Below are 22,773 nucleotides of genomic sequence, written 5' to 3' on the forward strand. Positions count from 1 at the left end.
AACTATAACAATCATATACATATAAAACGCATAATACAATCATTAATAGCGAAATTGTTCTGATAAAATGCGCTCATCCCATGAATGATTTGAGTCAAAAAGGATTGAAGCTGTTACTTCTGTTGCCATTGAAATAGTAACTGAATGAACAGATTTAACTTCAATATTATCTGCAGCAGCGTTTACAGGGCGTTTGTCAGGTTCAAGCATATCAAAGCGCACTGTTACTGTATCGGGAAGCAAAGCTCCATGCCAACGCCGAGGGCGAAAAGGGCTAACGGGAGTGAGGGCCATAAGGGGAGCCATAAGAGGTAAGATAGGTCCTTGTGCTGATAAATTATAGGCGGTTGATCCAGCTGGTGTAGCGACGAGGACACCATCACAACTTAATTGTTCCATGCGTACGTTGTTATCAATGGTGATGCGAATTTTTGCCGCTTGATAAGATTGCCGAAAGAGGGATACTTCATTAATTGCAAGCGCCTCGATAGAATCTTGACATTCAGATTTTGCAATCATGCGCAGGGGATGGATTTCTTTTTTATGTGCGGCAGCAATACGATTGGGCAATTTTTTTTCATGAAATTCATTCATAAGAAATCCTACAGAACCTTGATTCATACCATAAATAGGTTTGCCTGTGTTCATGACATCTCGTACGGTTTGTAACATTGTCCCATCACCACCGATTGCAACAACAATATCAGTTTCTTCCAGAGAAGAATGACCATAAACGGAAATTAATTTATGGGTAGCTTTGATAGCCTCCTCAGTTTCTGCGGAAATAAAATGAAAGCGATTTGGTAATGTAGCCATTTAAAAATTATCCTGATACTTATAATTTATGTTGTAACTTATTTTTGAGAGTTTTGAAGTTGTAATAAAAGCTCTTTTTATAATAAAAAGAGCATTGAATAAAGAGAAGTTATTTCAAGGTAAAGTATCATTAAAAAGTAAAAGGAATGCGTCGTTAGATAAATTACAAACGAGTAATTTTTTTATTAGAATGATAATTTAGCATTGAAGCTAAGAGTATGATTAGTTAAAAGACCATAACTGATTTTAATAATCAGTGTGAAGCACCCGTAGCTCAGCTGGATAGAGCGCTGCCCTCCGAAGGCAGAGGTCACAGATTCGAATTCTGTCGGGTGCACCAAATTCTTCAACTTCATATCATCCTAAATAACAAGATTACCTAAAAAGAAGCCAATTTCCTCTTTTATGAAAATGGTTATTTGAGTTGTTTATTAAGTTTTGTAGCGAATAAGCAAATGATTTTAAGAGAAGTAAAATTTACGGCTGCGTATATAATTTTTCGGTTAGTCATTTTGAATATCGAGATAAAAAAGCAAGGTTATCTAAATATGCTTTCAATTTAACTATAAACATTTATAACATAAAAAGTACATTTAATTCAATATGTTATTGTACAACTGATCTGGTGATGTTGATAGTAGATCGCTAAATATATTGTTTTGAGCATTAAAATAGATAGCTAAATTTGCTTTTATTCTATTTTTGGAGTTAAAGGCTGTTATGGTGATATGGAACGCGGATGAGGAATATCACCAGTTAAAGGAATAATAAGGGGGAAAAACAACCGTCAAGATTTGAATTGTTTCAAAATGCTGTATTCGATATGGTTTTGATATGGTTATCTGGTGATTTCTCTATACACCAATATTGCCAGTTATGTTGGATGAGGGATTGTTTAGCTTTAATCAACTTTTTATATACCGAACGCTAATTATGGTGGTTATTTAGTTGGGAGTATGTTCTTTACGTTTGGCAGTAATTGGGATTATATCTCTTGCTCCTCGCATACTATCTTGTGCAGCTATAGTAATGAGTGCACTTAATTATTTCCATGGCGTTAACACTTAGTCCTTTTGATCCGTTTTGCTGTTGGTGAATGATGGTTTTGGGTTCTATTATGGTCATGCAGCATAGCCATATGGGCGGATTATTTCTTCGCTTTATGCAGGTGTAGGAGTTGGTATTCTCCTAGGTAATGAATATGTTATTATTAGCTTGAATATGACAACTATATCAAAAAACACCTCCATTATTTCTTCCATTGCAAATGAAACCGCTCCTGTTAAGCAGAAAAAACCATCCAAAATATGAATAGATCAATTAAATGGATTTCGTGACTGGTCATGTATATATATTATCGCATTCGTGCTTTAAAAGATTTTGGTGATGTAAAAAAGGCGGTCTAGATGCTTTTATTGAAAATGAAAGAGCAATCTCTCTCATGATGGCAATTTCTGGGGTGCTGATAATGCCGTGTTGTAAAATCTAGTCGTGTTTATGAAAATACAAGGGGCTATGGCAATACTGCCATTGGTGTCTATGTCTATGGCAATACCCTTATATGTGATAAAACCTATGTGTATTTTGGTGCTCATGTTTATGACAATGCTCATCTTTTTTATAACGGTTGAGTTTATCATTATGCGCGGGTTTATGGGAATGCAAAATTATCCGGTAGTGCACGTATTCATAGCAATGCCTCGGTTTATGATCATGCGGTTGTTAGGCAAGGTTTACCGCAATGCTAGCATGGGGTATCATACTGATGGGTATAGCTCTGTTTATGGCAATGCAAGAATAAAAAGACATAGCGATTTATATTCGGTTCCCATAAATTGTGAGGTTTATGAAAGCAATAACGTTATCAAGATTGATAAACAGAATAAATGACAGACGTGGAGAGTGCTTCTTTGATGGTTATAAACGCATCATAAAAGAAAGCCGTGCCAATTGATATAACGCTGCTTTTAAATAGAGGTACTACAGATCATACAAAAGAAATCAATAATGAATGCATATATACAAAACGTATCATATTGCAAGCGCTCTATTCTATTGATTAAAACTGATCAATAGGAACGTAAATGACAGGTATAATATTTAATCACTCATTTGAATTACAGAATCTATAAACACTTTTGTATGGCTATAAAACGTATTAAGAATAACGCTCGCATTTTTGAAGTGGTCATTTGACACAAAGTACATTATCAAAATGTCTCAACGCTTGGTAGGTTCATATCAAGACAATCAAGAGAAAATGCGTATTAAGTGAATATTTGTAACAAAACCCGTTGTTTAAATTTACAAGCATTGGTTTTAAAAGCAGCTTTTCAGAAGACAATAAACAACCGCTTTTTATAAAATCTAAGGCTTTTAAACTGTTATAAAACCTAGGTTTCAAACGTTTTTATAGAGATATCATTTTGTGTCTCTAAACGTTTAAACGTTCATTTAGTGAGGTTCTCATAAGCGTATTTTTACTTTGCATTTAAACTTAACTTCTCTGCAAATAAGCCGGTCCATATTTGGGCTGGCAAAATTAATCAGCCCAAATTTGAGCTCGTTAACTTTAGAGTAGAGCAGTCTTTAATATTGTCGCTTTTAACTCAAAATTGAGTAAAACACCATGCCTTTGTAATATGATTGCAATCCTTTTGAAATTTATCTACTTATCTTTGTCTTAATAAGTATCCTCAAATTTGAGGGGACTTCATTTGGTTTCGTATTTTTAAACTGTAACTTTTAAAACGTTTTTTGCTTGTTTTCCTGCGTTATATCATTAAAAATCTTTTGATTTCTACGACATAACATTATCAATTTCATTACCTGTTGTGATGATAATATCTATATAATGTCTGCTTATTATTGACTAACTTTTTAGTAAGCGCCGCTTTAAAATCGACTTGTCTTTAAATCCTTTTATGTGCCCTTAATGAATTAAAACCTATTCTATGATAGTTTCAAATGATTATTTCTTTTAAGGTTTAGCTCAAAAAAAGAGTAAACCCCATACCATTCTTTAAACGCATACAATTTATGTTATCGATAATTTCAAACGATTACGTTTTTAATAATGCGATTTGTGTGTGATAAAAACGTATCATAAAATTTATGAACTGTTATGAATGATAGCTGCGTTCACTTCATTTGAATGTTTACATGCGTTATAACATTTGCATCATGATTTGCTTTTTATGGTCTATCCATACATGGTAATTGTTTATGAAAAATGGTTAATTAAATCACGTATAAAAGTGTAGATTTTAAATGGGATTCATATAAAATAATTGCATGCAAACTATTGACTTTATTATATTTTTTTATGAATAAGATTCCATCTCGTTTAGACGTTGCAAAAGAAATCACCAAAGACCTTATTGATAAGATTCTTCTCTTACACGGCGTTATCACTTTTGTTTGCAAAAATCTGCTTCGCTTTTGACTTTTGATATGGATACAACCTCTTTTGAGGTAGAGCAAAGAATTTTTTAATCATGGAGAGTGCAACAGTGTTCTTCAAAAATCTTGATTGGTTTGTTGAAAAAATTAAAGAGGTAGATAATTATTCAGCATGTTATCAACTACCAGATTGTGAAGTACAAATTCTTTATAATGACGCAATTATCAAAGGTTATCCGTAAGTTGATGTTGGAGTTTCGATTAGTACTGGTATTTTAGCTGCTGCCTATATGGTAATTGATCCCTATCAATTCTCAGCACTTACAAGATCTACAACTTGATTTTTATAAAAAGGGGTTGAGAGTTTGTGAAGAAGAAATATATGCGGATTGTTTGGAATTAAGCGGGATTATGTCTTGAAATAGGCGATAGAAAAAATTGATCTTCATAAATGCTTTTATTCCAGATATGGAGCACCACCTTGGCGATAGAGTGAAGTTGGAGGGCACATAAAGGTTATCAAGGTAGATGATGCAGATTATAGCTTACTTCATATTGGTGCACTAGCTTTATTGGGTGATGTTGTAACCTTACAATCTTATTACCAAATTTTCAGTACAGAGGATCATTTAGGCTTTGATGAAAATACCTAACAGATTCATTTTGAACGTGCATTGGCTTTAGTCAAAGAAGTAGTCAAATCTAAGCAACTCAGCTACGCTTTCATTGCAAAAGTAGTAAAAAATATGAACCATCTAGAAGAAAAACAAAGTTCTTAATAAGAGCTTTCCAGAGAGGTGGAGTTTCATTCTTGGAAGGAAAAAAATAGCTAAATTTATCGAAACAAAAGCTAAGGAATAGCTCCTTAAGAAATATCAAGAAGATCTAAAAAGATTATAGGAGCCAGAGTCTGGTTTAAAGATGCCATCATCAGTTGAGTGAACTCAACAATGGCGGAGTTTTATCCATTGGCGGAAATCTGATGTTTGAAAGAGGCTTTCTTGATGTGAAGGTAATATTGTAATAAATAATTATTATAAATCAATATGTTGTATATATTCATTGTTTTGAGATTAATGACCATTGACAAATAATTTTGCACCATTTTCTCTCTTCCAGCTTTTCGTCAATCATCAATGAAAATTTTTTATAATGGAAAGTTCATTGATAATATAACTTTTGTATGTCATTATTTTACGCTTAGAAAAAATATAAAAATAATGAAATGCAATTGAGTTATCAACTGCTTATTCTTTTCAATTTTTAATCATAAAAAAATCTTTTTATTCATTTTGCTTATAAAAAGAATTAGCTTTTTTCTGGTGATACAAGTGGAGAAATAAGGATTTTAGATATGTTTCGGCGTTCCATTTCAATCACTTTAAAGTGTAAACCATCAGTTTCAAAGCTTTCTCCCTCATTTGGTAAATGACCAAACTGCCAAAGCATAAAGCCTGCCAGAGTCGTATAACGATCTGCTTCATCCACAAGGTTACGCCCAAGATAACCACTTAAACGGCGGATATCAGCATATCCCTCAACAAGAAGACTGCCATTTTCAAGTTGTTCTGCGATCATGAGTTCTTCATCGTCATCAGGAAAGTCTCCTGCAATAGCTTCGAGAATATCGGTTGGTGTTGCAATTCCTTCAAAAGATCCATGCTCATCAACAATAATTGCAAGCTGAATCGAAGAATGACGTAATTGCTCCATCAATCGTAAAACACTTGTATTTTCATGAACAACGAGGGGTTCTCGCATAGCTTTTTTCCAATTAATCTTTTTCCCCTCAGCCAAATTCAAAAGAAGATCTTTTGTCAATGCAACGCCAACAAATTCATCCACTTTTTCACGCGCAAGAATTAAGCGGCTATGTTTAACCTTTTGTAATTCTTCACGCATTTCATTTTCATCAGCATTTAAATCTAACCACTCAATTTCATTACGCGGCGACATGATAGAGCGAACAGGGCGATCAGCTAAATCGAGAACACCACGAATCATCTCCTTTTCTTCTGGTCTAAACAACTCAGAAGCTGCGGCCTGTTCAGCAATAACATCTACAGTCTCAGCAAGGTGACTATCTTTGCTTCCTCCTCCTAAGAGCCTCAAAACAGCATCAGCTGTTCTACTGCGTAGATCATTCGTTTTAATCATTTTTTCACGGTTACGACGTCCAATTTGATTAAAAGCTTCGATAAGAACAGAAAAACCAATAGCAGCATACAAATACCCTTTTGGAATATGAAAACCAAATCCTTCAACAATGAGAGTAAAACCAATCATCATCAAAAAACCAAGACAAAGGATTACAATAGTGGGATGACGATTAATAAAACGCATAAGAGCACCAGATCCGCACATCATTACTCCCATAGCAGCTATGACTGCGATATACATAACTGCTGCCTGCTCTTTTGCAATCATACCTGTTGCGGTAATAATACTGTCTAGTGAAAAAACGGCATCCAGCACCACGACTTGGACGATTACTTGCCAAAAAACAGCATAACCAACGCCTGTTTTTCTTTCATGTGATACTCCTTCTAACCTTTCATGTAATTCTAGCGTTCCCTTTGCGAGCAAAAAGGCTCCACCACCGATTAAAATAAAGCTATGCCAACTAAATACAAAAGATGAAAGTGAAAGAATTACCCTATCGAGTCTCATAACCCATCCAATAACGGTAAGAAGAAAAAGCCGCATAATTAATGCTAAAGTAAGACCTATAAAGCGTGCGCGGTCACGCAAATGCAGTGGCAATTTTTCAGCTAAAATTGCAATAAAGATAAGGTTATCTATTCCTAAAACAATTTCGAGAAAAACCAGCGTGATCAAACCAAACCACGCATGGGGATCAGTGATCCATTCCATCATTCCTTACCTTTTAGAAGCTTAAAAGCGCGCGATTGACAAAAAAAAATCATAGGCTTTTATTCGTATATTGGATCATGAACATTCAATGTAAAAAACTTATATTCAAAGAAAAAAACAGCACAATATTGCTTGAATGCATGTGATTGTTGATAAAACAAAATAATGCCCCATCCCACTTACAATCACAAGAAGGTTCCTCTAATTTTCGCTCGGGCATTATGCTCGATAATCCTCTAACTATAGGTTCTGTATAACAATCAGAACATTTATTTATAAAGCTTCTTATAATGGGTTTATTTTTATATAAGATCAAGTGGTGAATATCATATTTTTAACCTTACAGACAATGAGTTTATATAACAAACAACAAAATATCTGGACATCTATCCTTAGGAGCGTTATAGAAACGCTCATTCTCGTCTTTTGAGAAGCTTATGGGTGATTAGCTCAGTCGGTAGAGCAGCTGACTCTTAATCAGCGGGTCGTGGGTTCGATCCCCTCATCACCCACCATTTTATTTTATACTGTAAATAACTTATTGATTGCGTAATTTTTTTTAAGGTATGAGTTGCTAAATAAAATTGGGCAGTAGGATTTCCCCATATCTGTTTGTTTAAAAGTGAAGATTGTTGATATAGCTTAGTCATCGGTTTTTGTACTTTTTAGGGGACTCAAAGAACTTCCAAAGGACATTTAAAGATCTTTTAATGCGTATTGTTTCTTTTTTTTTAAGTTGCAATTGGTAAGGAGAAGCTTCTTACCGACAATTGTGTTATTTAAAGGGGTATAAAAATCAACAGTTTTCACTTCTTTTAATATAAATTGATTAAAATTTTTTTGGATTTTTAGCATATTGTTTAAAGACAGAAGAAACTTTACACTTTAGTTGTGTCAGCAGCGTGGATATTTTTTGATAACTCTCCCGCTTAAACAAAAAACTTCTGTAATAATCATCAGTATTCCAAGAGGGTAAATCAAGATAAAATAAAGTAGTTATCTGGACATACAAAGTAGTTATATGGACATACAAGTAATAAAATTAGATCAGTTTAATTGTTTAAAGCTAATACCTGTTAAACGAAAGACAATAAACTTTAATGAGGCTTAAAGTTTTAAAATATTAAGCTGTGTGGTTACGCTATGCTGTCTTTCCGTTAGCTAAACCTCTAAAAATATAAATATTAAGAAAGCCACTCAGATTCATTATAATATATTGATTTATAAAGAATTGATTATTCTTTGTTTGAAAAAACTTTACTATCATAAACTTCTTTTGTTTCAATCCCTCTTATAATAAATTAATTAAAATCATTCATTTGTGCATCATAAATGGGATTAACGTGTGGATAAAGACTATTGAAGAAAGGCATAAAAATAATTCTTATTAATGTTCTTAAGTGCTAAAAGTTATCATAACATTGGAAAAATAGTATAATGGCGCAGGCTTGCTCTTTTATTAAGTATAAAGATGTTGGTGCAACAATAGCTTTACTATTATACCATTTACGGGTATTGTTGTGTAATGGAGAAGAGCGTTGAGAGAGGTTTCTTAAAAAAGATATGTAAATTGATAACACGATGGTGTTTTGTTCTTTTATAGGTACATAAAAAAGAAGTCATTGATAGCCTTTTATTTATTCAGGTGGTGTTTTGGGGGCTCTTTTCCAATATTGTTGCGCCTCAAAAATGACGACCACAAATAATGAAAGGATGAGGGGTATAATCAAATAAAACATTCTAAAGACAATAAGTGCTGCAATAACATTGGTTGGATTTATATTGGGCATGCCTGTTATGAAGAGAGCTTCAAGAACTCCTACTCCTCCTGCTGGAGCATTAGAGAGAAGAGTTATCGTAAAAGATGCTAGGAAAACACCAAGAACAGAGATAAAATGAATATCTGCGTTATGTGGGAGAACAGCATATATAATTCCTGCTGCTCCTAAAAGCTCTAGAGGGCTAATGAGAAGCTGTTGAATAACAATTTTCAGTCGTGGATAGGAAAGTTGAATTTTCTTCCCCAAGCGTAAGGGTTTTAACTGAAGCCAGCTGCCAAACGTATAAAGTGCTATACAGCTGAGTAAAATTGCTCCAGCCGTTGTTCCGAGCCATTCAGGAAGTTCTTTATGAATGAGGGTGATAATTTCGGGTTGCAGCACCAAAACGATTCCCAAAAGTAAGATTGTGCCGATTACAAAAGTAAAAGAGCAAAAACCTACTAATATTGCGATTTCTGTTCCGTTTAATCCTTTCATTTTATAGGCGCGATAGCGTACAACGGCACCAGAAAAAACTGAAGCACCGATATTGTGTGAAAGAGCGTAGGTTGTAAATGAACATATAGCGATAAAAATCCAAGAAATTTTATGGCCTAGATGTTGCAAGGCAATTCGATCATATCCAGCAAGAGCAGCATAAGCTAGGAGAGAACATAAACAGGCTAATAACCAGTGCTGTGCATTTAAATTGCTCAAGCGCTCCAATACATCCCCAAATGAAATGGCAGAGAGCTTCATGTAAAGAATTCGAATAGATACCAGCATTGCTAAGATACCAATCAATGGCCATATAAATTGCTTTATTTTCACGATTCTGTATCCATTTTATGTTTTCTGTAAATTTTCATGATTGAGCATATTCCTTACAGATCTTCGTTCTGTTATATACTCTATAATGCCATTGGCAATTTCTTCATCATCTGTTACTACAACATCAGCACCTAAATCAATGAGATATGTTGTTTCTGTGTCGGATAATGCATGTGTGATTATCTGGATATCTTTCTTCATATCACGGATATTCACGATACATTCTCCTACTTCAATGGTACTTCGCATTGTAATAACAACTTTATGTGCATTATTTATATTTGCTGCGTTCATTATTTCTTGTTGAATGATATTGCCGCAAATAGCCTCAAAGCCATCTGCAATCGCTTTATCAGAGAGGCGTTTTGATTCTTCTACGATCACTATAGGTTCACCTCTATTTATTAAAGATAATGCAACACACTTACCGATACGACCATAGCCAATAATTACGATATGGTTGTTTTTTAAGGTCATCGGTAAAAAATCTTGGTCAGGATCTTGTGGATCAATATCAATAATTGTTTGGGTATTTTGTGAAGATGCAGAATTTTTTTCTAGACGTTTTTTAATTTTATTACAGGCAATGAAAACAAGAGGATTGAGCAAAATAGAAAAAATTGCTCCTCCAAGAATTAAATCATGAGCGTCATTGTTTAAAAGTCCTAAGCTTAAACTTAAACCAGCAAGGATAAAGGAAAATTCTCCGATTTGGGCAAGGCTTGCAGAAATAGTCAAAGCTGTTGCATTAGAATAGCGAAAAGCTTTAACGATGAAAAAGGCAACAGCAGATTTTCCGATTACGATAATGAATAAGGTTGCTAAGAGAGGGAAAAAATGAGTTAAGAGTTTCTCGGGGTCAAATAACATGCCTACAGAAACAAAAAAGAGAACAGAAAAAGCATCGCGCAGTGGTAAAGATTCTTCCGCGGCACGGTGGCTTAATTCTGATTCGCTCATGACCATACCAGCAAAAAAAGCACCAAGAGAAAGAGAAACTCCAAATAAATGAGCGGCTCCGAAAGCTACTCCTAATGCAATAGCAAAGACGCTAAGACGAAATAATTCACGTGATCCCGATTGTGCGCTCATTTTTAAAAGCCATGGGATAACGCGTCGCCCAATGACGAGCATAAGTGCAATAAATACAATTACTTTTAGGATGGTGAGACCAAAAATACCCCAAATACTTAAATCCAACCATTGAACAAGAGGATCCAACGCTTCTTTTTTGGTATTGCTGAGGGCACTTGCCAAGGAAGGGATGAGGACAAGTATAAGGACCATTGCTAAATCCTCAATAATCAACCATCCAACGGCAATGCGTCCTTTTTCTGTTTCAATAAGATGACGCTCTTGCAAAGCACGTAGCAGGATAACGGTACTTGCTATGGATAAAGCAAGACCGAAGATCAAACTACCACTAAAGCCCCATCCCATAATCAGACCAAGGCACAAACCTAGAAAAGTAGAAAATGCCATTTGTGCAATAGCAGCGGGGACAGCAATAGCTTTGACAGATAAAAGGTCTTTTAATGAAAAGTGGAGCCCAACACCAAACATCAGCAAAATAATACCAATTTCAGCAAGTTGATTAATGATGACGGAATCTATTTTAAATCCGCCTGTATTGGGTCCCACAATAACACCAGCTAACAAATAGCCTACAAGTGGTGAAATACGTAAACGGCTAGCAATCATTCCCAAGAGAAATGCTAGACATAAGCCTGCAACAATAGTTGTGATAAGTGGTGTGTCGTGGAGCATGGATTATTTACTATTCTTGATCAAAAAGCGAATGAATGAAAACGACTATATTTCTATGAGAAGAGAGGCGAGATGTACCATACGCATTAAAGGGCATTTTTATTTCACTTTGATATTTGCACGATTATTTCGCTCACGCCACCAATTTCCTAGCAGGAGTAAAATAGGAGCAGCAATAAAGATAGAGGATGATGTTGCAATAATAATCCCAAAGACCATGGGTAATGCAAAATTATGAACAGCGCTTCCACCCCATATCGCCATGGGGAGCATCGCAAGAATTGTTGTGGCTGATGTAAAAAAACAACGTACAAGAACCTGATTAATGGACAGATCAATCAGTTCGCGCAACGGCATTTTTTTATAAAGACGCATATTTTCGCGCATCCTATCATAGACGACAACTTTATCATTTATAGAATATCCAACAATTGTTAAGAGTGCGGCGATAGCCGTTAAATTAAAATCAAATTGAAATAAAGCAAAAAAGCCAATCATTTTTGTGGTGTCTAGAATGAGAGTGATAATTGCTCCAATGGCAAAGAACCACTCGAAGCGTAACCATATATAGAGAGACATGGCAATAGCCGCAAGAATAACAGCAGTAAAAGCAGCTGTGGCAAGCTCACCTGAAATTTTGGGACCAACAACTTCTATTTGATCGAATGTGGTATCGGGATAGATATTTTGTACAGCTATTTTGACCTTATCAATGGCGGTGGTTTGTTGTGCTTCGCCACCGCTTTGTTTCTGCATGCGAATTAATACGGTATTTTCGTTATCAATATTTTGCAAGGTAACTTCACCAATATTAAGAGTAGAAAGCTTGGAACGCAGAGTTGCTAGATCTGCTGGTCCTTTCGTGGTAATACTCATTTGGCTTCCGCCAATGAAATCAATACCAAAATTCAATCCAGGCTTAAAAAAGAGAAAAACTGAAGCCATTGATAAAACAATTGAGACACCAATACCAATGAAACGTGCTTTCATAAAGTGGAAAGTTGTGTTTTGTGGCATGATGTTGAAAGCAGAGTGAATATGCAATTTTTTAATTTTCCATTTACGAACGATCCAAATCATGATGATGCGTACAATGGTGATATTTGTAAACATGGAGATGATAATACCAAGCAACATTGTTACGGCAAAACCACGAACGGGACCGGTCCCGAACCAAAATAGTAAGACGGTCGCTATAATTGCTGTAACATTTGCATCAACAATGGTTGCAAAAGCGTGTTTAAATCCACGATCTAGGGCTGCAAAAGCACCCACACCTTTTCGACTTTCTTCACGGATACGTTCATTGATAAGGATATTAGCATCAACGGCAATACCGATACCTAAAATAATACCAGCAATACCAGGCAGCGTAAGCGTAGCTCCCAAAAGACTCAGTGCAGCAAATGTTAAAATTGTATGCAGAGCTAGCGCTATATTGGCAATTAATCCCCAAATACGATAGAGAAGAAAAATAAAAATTGCAACAAGAATAAAGCCAATTATGCCGGTGTAAAGTCCCATTTGGATGGCATCAGCACCAAGATTTGGACCTACAGTTCTCTCTTCAATGACCGTGAGTGGTGCGGGGAGGGAACCAGCACGAAGCAGAGCAGCCAGAGTTGAGGCTTCTTTGGGGTCAAAGTTTCCTGTAATTTGACCTTGTCCATTGGGAATGACACTATTAATGGTCGGAGCGGTTAAAACCTTATTATCCAGAACAATGGCAAAAGGACGGTTAATATTTTGTCGTGTTATATCAGCAAATATTTTTGCGCCAGCGGAATCTAGCGTAAATGAAATAATGGAACGTCCTGGTATTTGGGGGTCAAAACCTGCACGGGCATCTTTCAGGACATTTCCATCTAAAGCAATTTGATCATAAATTGCATAATGTTGTGTTGCATCAGTGTATCCAGGGAGAATAGAAACACCTATAGGGGGATTATTGGGGTCCACATTAGAAGGAACAAGATGAAAACTCATCTTAGCGGTTGTTCCTAAAAGATCACGCAGTTGTTTTGGATCTTGTAGTCCAGGCAATTGGACCATAATACGATCATTTCCAACCTTTTGGATGGCTGGTTCTGAAACACCAACTTGATCTATACGACGACGGATGATTTCTAAGCTTTGTTCAATAGCATTGCTGACACGGTCTTTTATACCAGCTTCTGTTAATGTGACGCGGAGAGTTTCATTTTGAGCACTGATCGTGATGTTATGTTCTGTTGTGCCAAAGCTACTGTGTATGGGGGTTATTAATGTTTTCAAAGCAGAGAGTGCTTTTTCAGTTTGCGATGGGTCAGAAATAAGGGCAATAACGCTATCTTCAACGATACGCACACTTGAGGTGCGGATTTGTTTTTCACGCAATACATTGCGCACATTGCTTAAAACTATATGTAACTGATCGCGTTTTAACGTTTTGCTATCAACCTCGAGCAGGAGAGAAGAGCCTCCTTGAAGGTCAAGACCAAGTGCTACACGGGTGTCGGGTAAGAATTTCGAGTTTTTAACTTGTTCGTGTGAAAATAAATTGGGTAAGGCAACATAAATGCTGCTTAAAAGAATAAAACAATAAAGGGTAGTTAACCAACCAGGTGTACGCATGATATATTCCGTAAATAGGCAATCTAACAGTTATTCAAAGTTAAAAGCACAAGTAAAATAAGATGATCGTTTTTATATTCAAGGAAGAGAATTAAGTGTGTTCATTGGGAGGAGCGCGTTTATTTGAGAAATATTGTGTTTTAACGTTACGAAATCGTGTGTCAACAGCTGGAATCCTTATTAAAAAGAAATCCAATGTTAGGATTTTTTGAAAGGTCCTCATAAAAATAGATTCTGTATGGAGTGTTACAAGTTTTTTGTTTTCAGTTGTGGTAACATTCACATGATCACACTTATGATGTAAATCAAATCTATTCGTTTTAATGACGTTATTGGTGTGTGATTGTTTGATTAAATAAGCACGCGTTTCTAGGTTGCTGGTCAAGAATACACCTAAACTGGATAGAAAAATCCAGGTTGTCAAAGGAAGAAAATCTTCTTTTTTGCAATAAAGGTGCAAAAAAAACATGCTAGAGTGCCTTCTTTAATCTTATTGAGTTCAGCTTATTTATCATTCTTTTATCTTATTATCAGTATTATAGGATAAGGGAAAGCTTTTATAAGATTATTCTATAAAAGTTGAAAATATCTACTTTATACCATATTTAAAAGAGAGAAATAAAATCCCTTTTGTGCTCATAAGGTAGATATGTATTCATTTTGTAGAAAAAACATCCACATACTTTTCCTTCTTTTGGGGATTATCTTTGTATTTAATTCTGGTGCATGGGGTAATAGGGGGGCACAAAATACAATTGTCGAACAAACGATAGCTTCTTATTCAGTTGATGAAATTATTCAGCAACAACAGTTGATTATTGAGACTCTTGAAGAAAATACTGAAACTTTAAAAAGAGATTTTGACAGAAAGCCAGAAGATGAGCGTGCTTTAGAAGAATTACGGTTACGTGCACAAGATATCAGTGAACGTGCTATTGAGGCAGCATTTGTTTTGCGTCCTCCTCTTAATGAGATTAATACACTTCTTGATCAATTAATGGAGCTCCATCGTGACGTGAAAAAACTGAAAAGCTCAGTGAAGGAATATTCCTACTTGATAGAGCAAAAAGCTAAAATTAACAGTATCATGCTTCGTTTTGAAGCAATTTTCTTAGCGGCAAATAGAATAGCTGAACTTTCTATTTCTCAATCTCGGGAGCTTTTTAAACGCACGCTTACGTATAGGCTTGAGTTTTCGATTCCGATGGTTAAACATCTCGCCCAAAAAACAAAAGAGGCTTCATCAGATTTTCTTGTGTTGTTAAATTCTTGGTGGAATTTTATATTTTACTTCAAGTTTTTACAACTATTTCTTTGCTTTTTAATTCCACTTTTTATTACTTTGGGACTTTCGTATTTTTCTCAAAAAGTTCTTGTTCATGTGTATTGCCACTTTATGAAGTCTAATGAGGAAATATCTTATTTACAACGCTTATTGATCGCCTTTATTTCAGTTCTCTTACCTTCACTTGTATGTATTCTTTGCGTTTATCTTGTGTTGTTTTTGTTTCGTAGTTTTAACTTAGATCCAGGTAAACTTACAACAGTTTTTGATATGATAGGTTGTCAAATTATTTTATTATTTTTAATCAATCGATTAGCTGTTGTTCTTCTATCATCGAATAGGCCCCATGTGCGTCTTCTCAGTATTGCACCATCGTCTGCTTATCAATTAGTGATTTTACTCACGTCTTTAGGGGGTATTTTGGCATTTGACGCTGTTCTTGATAGTATTTATCAAATCATTTCAGCGCCTCTATCTTTGACAATTGCTAAAAGTTTTATTGCTGTTTTTCTTGTAGCGATATTGCTATTTATAATATCATTTGTACCTTTGCGGTTTAGACGTAGGCGTGTTCAAGAAGAAAAAAAAGAGCCATACTTTTGGCCATTTTATATACGCATTCCTCTTATTGGCTTGGGGTTACTGCTCTTTGTATTGAATTTTTTAGGTTATGTTGGATTTGCGCGTTTTATTACGCAGCAAATTATGATTGATGGAGCATTTTTAGTTCTCATGTATTTAGGAATACAAAGCGCTCAAGCACTTGGAACTAAAGACCAATTTATGAAAACAACGGTTGGTCATCTTTTGATGCAGAGGTTTCATTTAGAAGAAAAAACGATGAATCAATTGGGAGTTTTTATGAGCGTTTTTCTCAATTTATTTGTTGTTATATTTTGTGCAATGCCAATTGCTGTACAGTTTGGATTTTCCTATTCTGATTTAAAAGCAGTTTTGTGGCAATCGGTGACCGGTTTTCAGATTGGAAATATTAGTCTTTCTTTGATTTCTCTTGTAACAGGAATTATTTCTTTTTGTGTTTGCTGGTTTCTTATTCGCCGATTTATTGGTTGGTTAGATAATGTGGTGTTGGTTCATGGAGAGTTCGATTCTGGTATACGTAATTCTATCAAAACAGTGATAAGTTATGGAGGCGTTGTTGTATCTGCTTTGACCGGATTATCAATGGCAGGTTTGGATCTTAGAAATTTCGCTCTTATTGCTGGAGGACTTTCACTTGGTATAGGTTTTGGTTTACAGAATATTGTCCAAAACTTTGTCTCTGGACTTATTATTTTAGTTGGAAGACCATTTAAAATAGGAGACTATATAGAATCTGGATCAGTAGGGGGGGTTGTTAAGCGTATTAGTGTGCGTGCAACGGAACTTGAGACCATTCAGCGTAAGACGATTATTATTCCCAATTCAAGCCTTATTAATAACAACGTTAGTAATTGGACACGACGTAATAAAGTAGGACGAATTGATATACCAGTTACTGTATCATCTAAGGTTGCTCCAGAGCATGTTGCTGAAATTTTGTTAGAGATTGCTTCTGCGACAGAAGGCGTTTTAAAAAATCCTATCCCACAGGTAAGTTTTACAGCATTTGATCGTAAGAGTTTTTCCTTTAATTTGGCTATTTATGTGCCTAATATTACCTTATCTTCTCATGTAACCAATGCTCTTCGATTTAGCCTATATAAGCGTTTTGCTGAGGAAGGAATCTTAGAATGCTAAAATATACTTATATTTTGATTACAGTTATTCTATTAAGTATTTTTACCATAACAGCTTTTGCTGCAACAGTGAAGAATAATGATTTAAAGATACAATCTCTTATTGTTGTTGAAGGAAGTATACCTTCAAAAATTTCTTTAAATACTCATCAAAAAATTACAATTTGTATGAAGGGATGTTTTATAACTTTTCCTAATAAAGACCGTTTTGCAATAAAGGCAGATGATATTATAGAAATCAGTAGGGGAAGAGCAATTTTTAAATAAAATGATTGAGAATTTTTGTTTGGGGACAAGATTTAGAAGGATAATGATATTGTCGTATTAATAATCTCATCCTTTAGAAAATGGTAAAAAAAAGTATAATTTTAGTATAAAATGGATGTTTTTTTATACTATGTAGAATCTACAGTATGCATTTTGGATGTAAGAATATTGAGGTATTTATAATATTGTTAATGAACATCGATTCTCTAAAAATAATTACATCATTTTTAGATTTTTTTCATTAAAAAGGCATAAAATATACTATTTTGTGATTTTTTTTGCGGTATTTTTGATACAAAATGTTTTATATTTCATCCTTTTAAAAATATAATAGGTATTTTTATTAAATATTTATTATTTAAAGTATTCATTATTCTAATATTTTAAAATTTATTTGATAATATTAAATTTTGGTGTAATGATATATTATTATAGTGATAAATTTAAATGTAAATATAAAGGAGTAAATGCAATTTTACAGCATAAGATTTTATAAAACTTTGTTTTTCTAAATGTGATTTTTGATTATATTTAAATTTAGCAATGGGGTATAATTTTATGAATACAAAATTTATAACAGCATCTGTTTTTTCTTTGATTTCACCTTCTATAGTACAGGCTGCAGATGTGGTGGCTCACGAAGAGCCATTACATGTTGCCTCAGAAGTTGTTGCTTCTTCACCTTTTTCTTGGGCAGGTTTTTATTTCGGGGGGCAAGTTGGTGGCTTTTCAAGTAAGACTTCTGCAATAACGCGTGATGTTGATATTCCTCTCTATCCCGATGAGGAGAGTAAAAGTAAACCATGGGTGCCTGTCGAGAAGCAGTATATGCCTGAGCTTTCTGGATTTATAGGTGGTTTTTATGCGGGTGTTAATTTTGATCTCGGTAATAATTTTATTGTGGGGATTGATACGGATATGCTTTTAACGGAAAAAAAGGATACAAAAACAAGATTTCAGGCTGATGAAACGAGTGCAGGTGGTCCTAACACTGGTGGATCGGGCACTGAAGGATCGGGCACTGAAGGATCGGGTACTGATACTGAGGAATTAGGTACAGAAGGAAAAAGTCGAAAAAAGGCAAAACTTGTCAGAAGACAGGGTAGAGACTTTTCTCGCTCTTCTGCAGAGGATAAAGAAGAGAAAGACAGTTTAACGTTTAATCATACGTTAAAACAAAAATGGACAGGTGCTACACGGGTGCGTGTTGGGTTTTCTGCGGGGCATGTGATGCCTTATATTGCTGGTGGTGTTGCTTATGGACAGTTTCAAGATATTTTGTCGACAGTAATTACGGGAGGTGAGCCATTTAATAGGACATCGGATGTAATAAAAACGATGATTGGTTATACTCTCGGTGGTGGTGTTGATTTTGCAATGACAGATCATCTTGTTGTGCGTGCGGAATATCGTTACTCAGATTTTGGTAAAAGGAAATTTAAAGACGAGATTGAAGTTAAGTATAAGACGAATGATTTTCGCGCAGGAATAGCTTACAAATTCTAATTTTGTAGGATAAAGGAGCTTAAATTTAAGAGGTCCTATTTCTTCGATAGGGCCTTTATTTTTTAATTTTATGCATTGTAAACACTATTTTATGGTGAAAAAAGGGGGGCTTTGACTTTGAGTGAGAATGAGGAGGTAAGGAAGAGTTACTCAGATTCTTAATTGTTAAGAATAAAAAATTTTTAGTTCACGAGGTGTGGTTGAAACATTTGTTGGCAAAGAAGGATTGCTTCGTCTTTCATATTATTACAGTTATCACTTTATAATACCGTTATAGAGTTGCAAACAGTAAACTTAAAGAGAGTTTTTACTATCTAAGTAATGAGAAAATAAAGAAAATTCACATAGAGTGGTGCGGACGGCGTGCACCTATTTTTTCTTTATTTAGAATTCTCTACGCTATCACCTGATTGCGCGTTTTACTTTTTTCTATATTTATAACTAACTGTTTTTATTTGATTTTATTTATAAAATTGCCTTTTGTATATAATCTTGCTATCAAATGAAATCGCTCCAAGTGCGATTCAAAAGGTGGTTCAGAAGGTGGTTTTTAAAAGGTGGTTCAGAAGGTGGTTAGCAGAACGAGAACACGTGATAGACTGTCTGTCTTATCTGTAAAAAATCTATCTAAAGGAAAATATGCTGATGGAGCTGGGCTATGGCTTATCAAAACAGCCCAAAATCAAGGGCGTTGGATTTTTCGATTTGATTTCAATAAAAAACGTCGTGAAATGGGATTAGGCTCTTGTAGCGTTGTATCTTTGAAAGAAGCGAGGCTTAAAGCTACAGCTTGCCGTGACCTTTTGCACCAAGGTATTGACCCGATTCGTAAAAGGAAAAATGAAAAATTACGGCAGGCAGTTGATAGTATTTCTTTACAAAAAATAGTTTTAAGTGCTTTTGAAGCCAAAAAAAGCGAATTGAAAAATGAAGGTAAAGCAGCAAGGTGGTTAGCACCTCTTACATTGCATGTTTTTCCTAAACTTGGGGATATAGCAATTACTGAATTAACGCAATTTGATATAAAAGAGTGTTTGTTGCCTATTTGGAAAACAAAAAATGAAACAGCGAGCAAGGCTTTATCACGTTTGAATATTGCTATAAAACATGCCGCAGCACGTGGTATAGATGTGGACATGCAATTGGTACCAAAAGCAAAAGCTTTATTGGGAAAATTTATTCAAAATGTTCAAAATATTCCTGCTATGCCATGGCAGGAAGTTCCGGCATTTTATCAAAGCTTGGATGATAAGATTCTTTCAAATTTAGCACTGAAGTTGCTTATTTTGACTGGAGTACGGTCGTATCCATTGCGCTATTTGCGTCTTGAACAAATAGATAAAGATATATGGACGATACCAAAAGAAAATATGAAGGGCATTGTAGGAAAGGTTTCAGATTTTCGCGTGCCATTGAGTGATGAAGCTTTAAAAGTGATTGAAAAATCTCTCCCCTTTGAAAAAAATGGTTTTTTATTTGCTGGGAGTTCTGGAAAGCCTATATCTGATGTAACACTTTCTAAATTCATGAAAGACAAAGGTTTTGATTATAGACCCCATGGTTTCAGATCTAGTCTTCGTGACTGGATAGCAGAAACAACGTCAACACCATTTGAGATTGCTGAAACTGTTCTTGCGCATTCCGTTGGGAGTTCAGTGACAAAAGCTTATATGCGGACAGATTTTTTAGAACAACGACATACCCTTATGGAACAGTGGGCTGCATTTATAACAGGAGCGACCTAAGGGGATCAAATTGTTAATGTTTTGAAAACCACTGTTTGAGATGTGTAAAACGACATTATTTCTTGCATCTGCGAGACGCGCGAAATTGATAATTCATTTGCTAAACAGTTTCGCACATCTCAGAATGTATTTAGAGTCGGATATTTGGTTTTTGTGTAAAAATATTTACCAATGCATCTATAAGACGTGAAAAATCAAGCGCTAGCAAGAGTATAATGAGTACAATCCATCTCGTATAACGTGACATCACTTTTATACTTTTGTAGGTCATGATAATTTCTTGAAGGATTTCTTTTTCTCCTTCTGTAAGCTCTGTATCGTCTTTTGTTTTTTTCTTAGCCATGTTTCCACCCACACACACGTTCGCCCTGCTTGTTATGCTTTAAGATATCTCTTGCTAAATTGGAACTGATGACGTTAACATCTTGCCTCTCTAAATAAATTGGCAACCAACCAACACAAGAGACATACTTATTTGTCCCGCAACCAACGAGAGAGAGCAGTACGCACATCAGTATCACTTTTCTGATTAACTTCATTTTCCACCTCCAGCCGTGTTGTTGCTGCTTTTAAGGTTTTTTCTGTTTGCTTTTGCTGTTCTGCCTTTTTTCCAAGGGTAAAAGCTTTTGCCAAAGCCATAAAAAAAGCGGCTAGAGCCGCGCCTATTAACAGTAGATTTCTTTTCATCCATAAGATCATAAACGGTGTTCCTGAAAACGTTTAGCAACAAAGAAAATGCCAGCACATGCGGCTAAAACCATAATGGTAGCAAATGCCCATTGCACTGGACCATTGCCTGCTAATAAGCCTCCAAGCCCTGAAAAAGAACCAATAACTGGTGCAAGAGCTTCAGCTTTAAAAAGTCCCGTTGGTGCTTGCGTTTCTACGGTTTGGTAGTTAGAGGAAACAAAAGCACCTTTCGCCCATAAGCCTGCTTCTGCTGCACGCCGGTGTGCGAGACCTTCAAGACGCTTTCCGCCTGCTTTGGTCCATTTCTGTAGCTCTGCAGGGACAGCTTCATATTCACCTTGATTGAGCTTTTTTAACAGTGTCGAGTTACAAAAGGCTGTTGTTCCTACATTATAGCAAAAGGAGACTAAAGCCGCGAATTGTTCATCGGTTAAAGCAACTTGAACGGCTTGTTCAACGGCATTTTCAAATTGTCTTAAGTCTTGGCAAAGAAGTTCTTCTGCTTGTTTTTCGGTGATTGCCATACCTTTATGAACAAAAGGTTTTCCAGCATTGTTTGTATGTCCATAACCAATGGTCCACACTCCAATGGCATCTTTATAGGCATTGAGACGTAAACCTTCCCATTGTTTAATCAGTGCTAACCCTTCTGGTGATATTGTTCTCATGTATTGCTCCTATAAAAAAGCCCCACAAAAGGTGGGGCAGATTGATAGATTAAAATTGTAATTATTGCGTTTTATTAAAAGTAGTGTTTCATGTAACTTTTTTCTGTGTTATACGTTACATGAAACATAATGGAGATTTTGTTATGGCTACAATGCACGTTAATGAACGCGTTCAAAAACATCGCAACGCACAAAGAAAAGCAGGTTTGCGTTTAATGCAAATTTGGGTACCAGATACGCGTCAACCGAACTTTGCAGAAGAGTGCCGACGCCAATGTCGCTTAGTCGCAAAAATGGATAAAACAGATACATCTATGCAGTTGTTGATGGATCAATCTTTAATGGATGTTGATGGCTGGACAGAATGATGCGTGGATCTCTCGTCACAATAGCTATGCAAGGCGATTTTGGTAAACCAAGACCTGCGTTAATCATTCAAGCTAATCAATTCAATGAACATACAAGTGTAACAGTTTTACCCATTACTAGCACACTTGTTGATGCGCCATTACTCCGCATTACGATTCAGCCAAACGCTAAAAATGGTTTGCAAAAACCTTCGCAAGTCATGATTGATAAGATTATGACGGTAAGATGTGAAAAAGTTAGTCCAGCTTTCGGCTCCATTCATGCAGATAAAATGGTAGAAATTGAACGCTGTTTAGCTGTATTTTTAGGAATAGTAAAATAAAAATAGTATTTCTTTTTATCATCATAAAATAGCTTTGTTTATCTATCTTCCTCATCCATATGGATGACGCCTTCGCCTTCGTCGCATGCGTTTGGTGGTGCGTTTGGATCAAGGGTATC

The 22,773-nt window shown here is 35.4% G+C and carries 18 protein-coding genes and 2 tRNA genes; 10 read left to right on the plus strand and 10 right to left on the minus strand.

Going from position 1 to position 22,773, the window contains the following annotated elements:
* Nucleotides 1-42 precede the first annotated feature (42 nt).
* On the minus strand, nucleotides 43-816 hold the full coding sequence (locus tag ACFIK1_RS08575; RefSeq protein ID WP_375662586.1) for an NAD kinase: 774 nt from the start codon (nucleotides 814-816) through the stop codon (nucleotides 43-45).
* 263 nt (nucleotides 817-1,079) lie between these two features.
* Between ACFIK1_RS08575 and ACFIK1_RS08580 the strand changes: the two genes are divergently transcribed.
* The 3 genes from ACFIK1_RS08580 to ACFIK1_RS08590 all read left to right on the plus strand — a co-directional run bounded on the left by ACFIK1_RS08580 (nucleotide 1,080) and on the right by ACFIK1_RS08590 (nucleotide 4,871).
* Nucleotides 1,080-1,156, plus strand: a tRNA-Arg gene (locus tag ACFIK1_RS08580).
* 1,175 nt (nucleotides 1,157-2,331) lie between these two features.
* The gene (locus ACFIK1_RS08585) at nucleotides 2,332-2,706 is read left to right on the plus strand and encodes a hypothetical protein (RefSeq protein WP_375662587.1); all 375 of its coding nucleotides are present in this window, start codon (nucleotides 2,332-2,334) and stop codon (nucleotides 2,704-2,706) included.
* Nucleotides 2,707-4,772: 2,066 nt separating this feature from the next.
* On the plus strand, nucleotides 4,773-4,871 hold the full coding sequence (locus tag ACFIK1_RS08590) for a hypothetical protein (RefSeq protein WP_375662594.1): 99 nt from the start codon (nucleotides 4,773-4,775) through the stop codon (nucleotides 4,869-4,871).
* A 655-nt stretch (nucleotides 4,872-5,526) separates the two neighbouring features.
* Here the strand turns inward: ACFIK1_RS08590 and ACFIK1_RS08595 are convergent.
* A complete protein-coding gene (locus ACFIK1_RS08595; RefSeq protein WP_375612149.1) occupies nucleotides 5,527-7,095 on the minus strand; it encodes a TerC family protein in 1,569 nt (522 codons plus the stop codon).
* Between the two features lie 436 nt (nucleotides 7,096-7,531).
* Between ACFIK1_RS08595 and ACFIK1_RS08600 the strand changes: the two genes are divergently transcribed.
* Nucleotides 7,532-7,607, plus strand: a tRNA-Lys gene (locus ACFIK1_RS08600).
* Between the two features lie 1,122 nt (nucleotides 7,608-8,729).
* On the opposite strand, the gene ACFIK1_RS08605 is transcribed toward ACFIK1_RS08600, so the two are convergent.
* The 4 genes from ACFIK1_RS08605 to ACFIK1_RS08620 form a co-directional block, all read right to left on the minus strand.
* Entirely contained in the window at nucleotides 8,730-9,683 is a 954-nt protein-coding gene (locus ACFIK1_RS08605; protein WP_375662588.1) for a YbhN family protein, read from the minus strand.
* A gap of 15 nt (nucleotides 9,684-9,698) precedes the next feature.
* Nucleotides 9,699-11,450, minus strand: a complete 1,752-nt coding sequence (gene ybaL, locus ACFIK1_RS08610; protein ID WP_375631222.1) for a YbaL family putative K(+) efflux transporter — start codon at nucleotides 11,448-11,450, stop codon at nucleotides 9,699-9,701.
* 99 nt (nucleotides 11,451-11,549) lie between these two features.
* Entirely contained in the window at nucleotides 11,550-14,063 is a 2,514-nt protein-coding gene (secD, locus tag ACFIK1_RS08615; protein WP_375662589.1) for a protein translocase subunit SecD, read from the minus strand.
* A gap of 91 nt (nucleotides 14,064-14,154) precedes the next feature.
* Entirely contained in the window at nucleotides 14,155-14,532 is a 378-nt protein-coding gene (locus ACFIK1_RS08620) for a hypothetical protein (protein WP_375618656.1), read from the minus strand.
* Nucleotides 14,533-14,712: 180 nt separating this feature from the next.
* Here ACFIK1_RS08620 and ACFIK1_RS08625 point away from each other — a divergent pair, with 180 nt between their 5' ends.
* The 4 genes from ACFIK1_RS08625 (at nucleotide 14,713) to ACFIK1_RS08640 (ending at nucleotide 20,605) form a co-directional block, all read left to right on the plus strand.
* Nucleotides 14,713-17,088 (plus strand): mechanosensitive ion channel domain-containing protein, encoded by a 2,376-nt coding sequence (locus ACFIK1_RS08625; RefSeq protein ID WP_375662590.1) that lies wholly within the window; start codon nucleotides 14,713-14,715, stop codon nucleotides 17,086-17,088.
* Complete coding sequence (locus tag ACFIK1_RS08630) at nucleotides 17,082-17,354, plus strand: hypothetical protein (protein WP_375662591.1); 273 nt, start codon at nucleotides 17,082-17,084, stop codon at nucleotides 17,352-17,354. Before ACFIK1_RS08625 ends, ACFIK1_RS08630 begins: the two co-directional genes overlap by 7 nt.
* Nucleotides 17,355-17,912: 558 nt before the next feature.
* Nucleotides 17,913-18,860, plus strand: a complete 948-nt coding sequence (locus ACFIK1_RS08635; protein WP_375662592.1) for an outer membrane protein — start codon at nucleotides 17,913-17,915, stop codon at nucleotides 18,858-18,860.
* Nucleotides 18,861-19,429: 569 nt separating this feature from the next.
* Nucleotides 19,430-20,605 carry a tyrosine-type recombinase/integrase gene (locus ACFIK1_RS08640; protein ID WP_375660224.1) on the plus strand — a complete coding sequence of 392 codons (1,176 nt, stop codon included), beginning with the start codon at nucleotides 19,430-19,432 and terminating at the stop codon, nucleotides 20,603-20,605.
* A 130-nt stretch (nucleotides 20,606-20,735) separates the two neighbouring features.
* Here the strand turns inward: ACFIK1_RS08640 and ACFIK1_RS08645 are convergent, their stop codons facing one another.
* Genes ACFIK1_RS08645 through ACFIK1_RS08660 form a run of 4 tightly spaced genes read right to left on the minus strand, consistent with a single transcriptional unit; the run spans nucleotide 20,736 to nucleotide 21,963 of the window.
* Entirely contained in the window at nucleotides 20,736-20,948 is a 213-nt protein-coding gene (locus ACFIK1_RS08645) for a hypothetical protein (RefSeq protein ID WP_375618855.1), read from the minus strand.
* A complete protein-coding gene (locus ACFIK1_RS08650) occupies nucleotides 20,941-21,144 on the minus strand; it encodes a hypothetical protein (protein ID WP_375630024.1) in 204 nt (67 codons plus the stop codon). The genes ACFIK1_RS08645 and ACFIK1_RS08650 overlap by 8 nt, the downstream gene beginning before the upstream one ends.
* Nucleotides 21,077-21,304, minus strand: coding sequence for a hypothetical protein (locus tag ACFIK1_RS08655; protein ID WP_375630023.1), 228 nt, complete (start codon nucleotides 21,302-21,304; stop codon nucleotides 21,077-21,079). Before ACFIK1_RS08655 ends, ACFIK1_RS08650 begins: the two co-directional genes overlap by 68 nt.
* Nucleotides 21,301-21,963, minus strand: coding sequence for a lysozyme (locus ACFIK1_RS08660; protein ID WP_375638191.1), 663 nt, complete (start codon nucleotides 21,961-21,963; stop codon nucleotides 21,301-21,303). The genes ACFIK1_RS08655 and ACFIK1_RS08660 overlap by 4 nt, the downstream gene beginning before the upstream one ends.
* A 143-nt stretch (nucleotides 21,964-22,106) precedes the next feature.
* Here ACFIK1_RS08660 and ACFIK1_RS08665 point away from each other — a divergent pair, with 143 nt between their 5' ends.
* Together ACFIK1_RS08665 and ACFIK1_RS08670 are read left to right on the plus strand one after the other, a co-directional pair.
* A complete protein-coding gene (locus tag ACFIK1_RS08665; RefSeq protein WP_019224016.1) occupies nucleotides 22,107-22,331 on the plus strand; it encodes an antitoxin MazE family protein in 225 nt (74 codons plus the stop codon).
* Nucleotides 22,331-22,654 carry a type II toxin-antitoxin system PemK/MazF family toxin gene (locus ACFIK1_RS08670; protein WP_375630048.1) on the plus strand — a complete coding sequence of 108 codons (324 nt, stop codon included), beginning with the start codon at nucleotides 22,331-22,333 and terminating at the stop codon, nucleotides 22,652-22,654. The genes ACFIK1_RS08665 and ACFIK1_RS08670 overlap by 1 nt, the downstream gene beginning before the upstream one ends.
* Nucleotides 22,655-22,773 lie beyond the last annotated feature (119 nt).

It is taken from the genome of Bartonella sp. OC16QHHD (assembly GCF_042194035.1).
Classification (GTDB): Bacteria; Pseudomonadota; Alphaproteobacteria; order Rhizobiales; family Rhizobiaceae; genus Bartonella.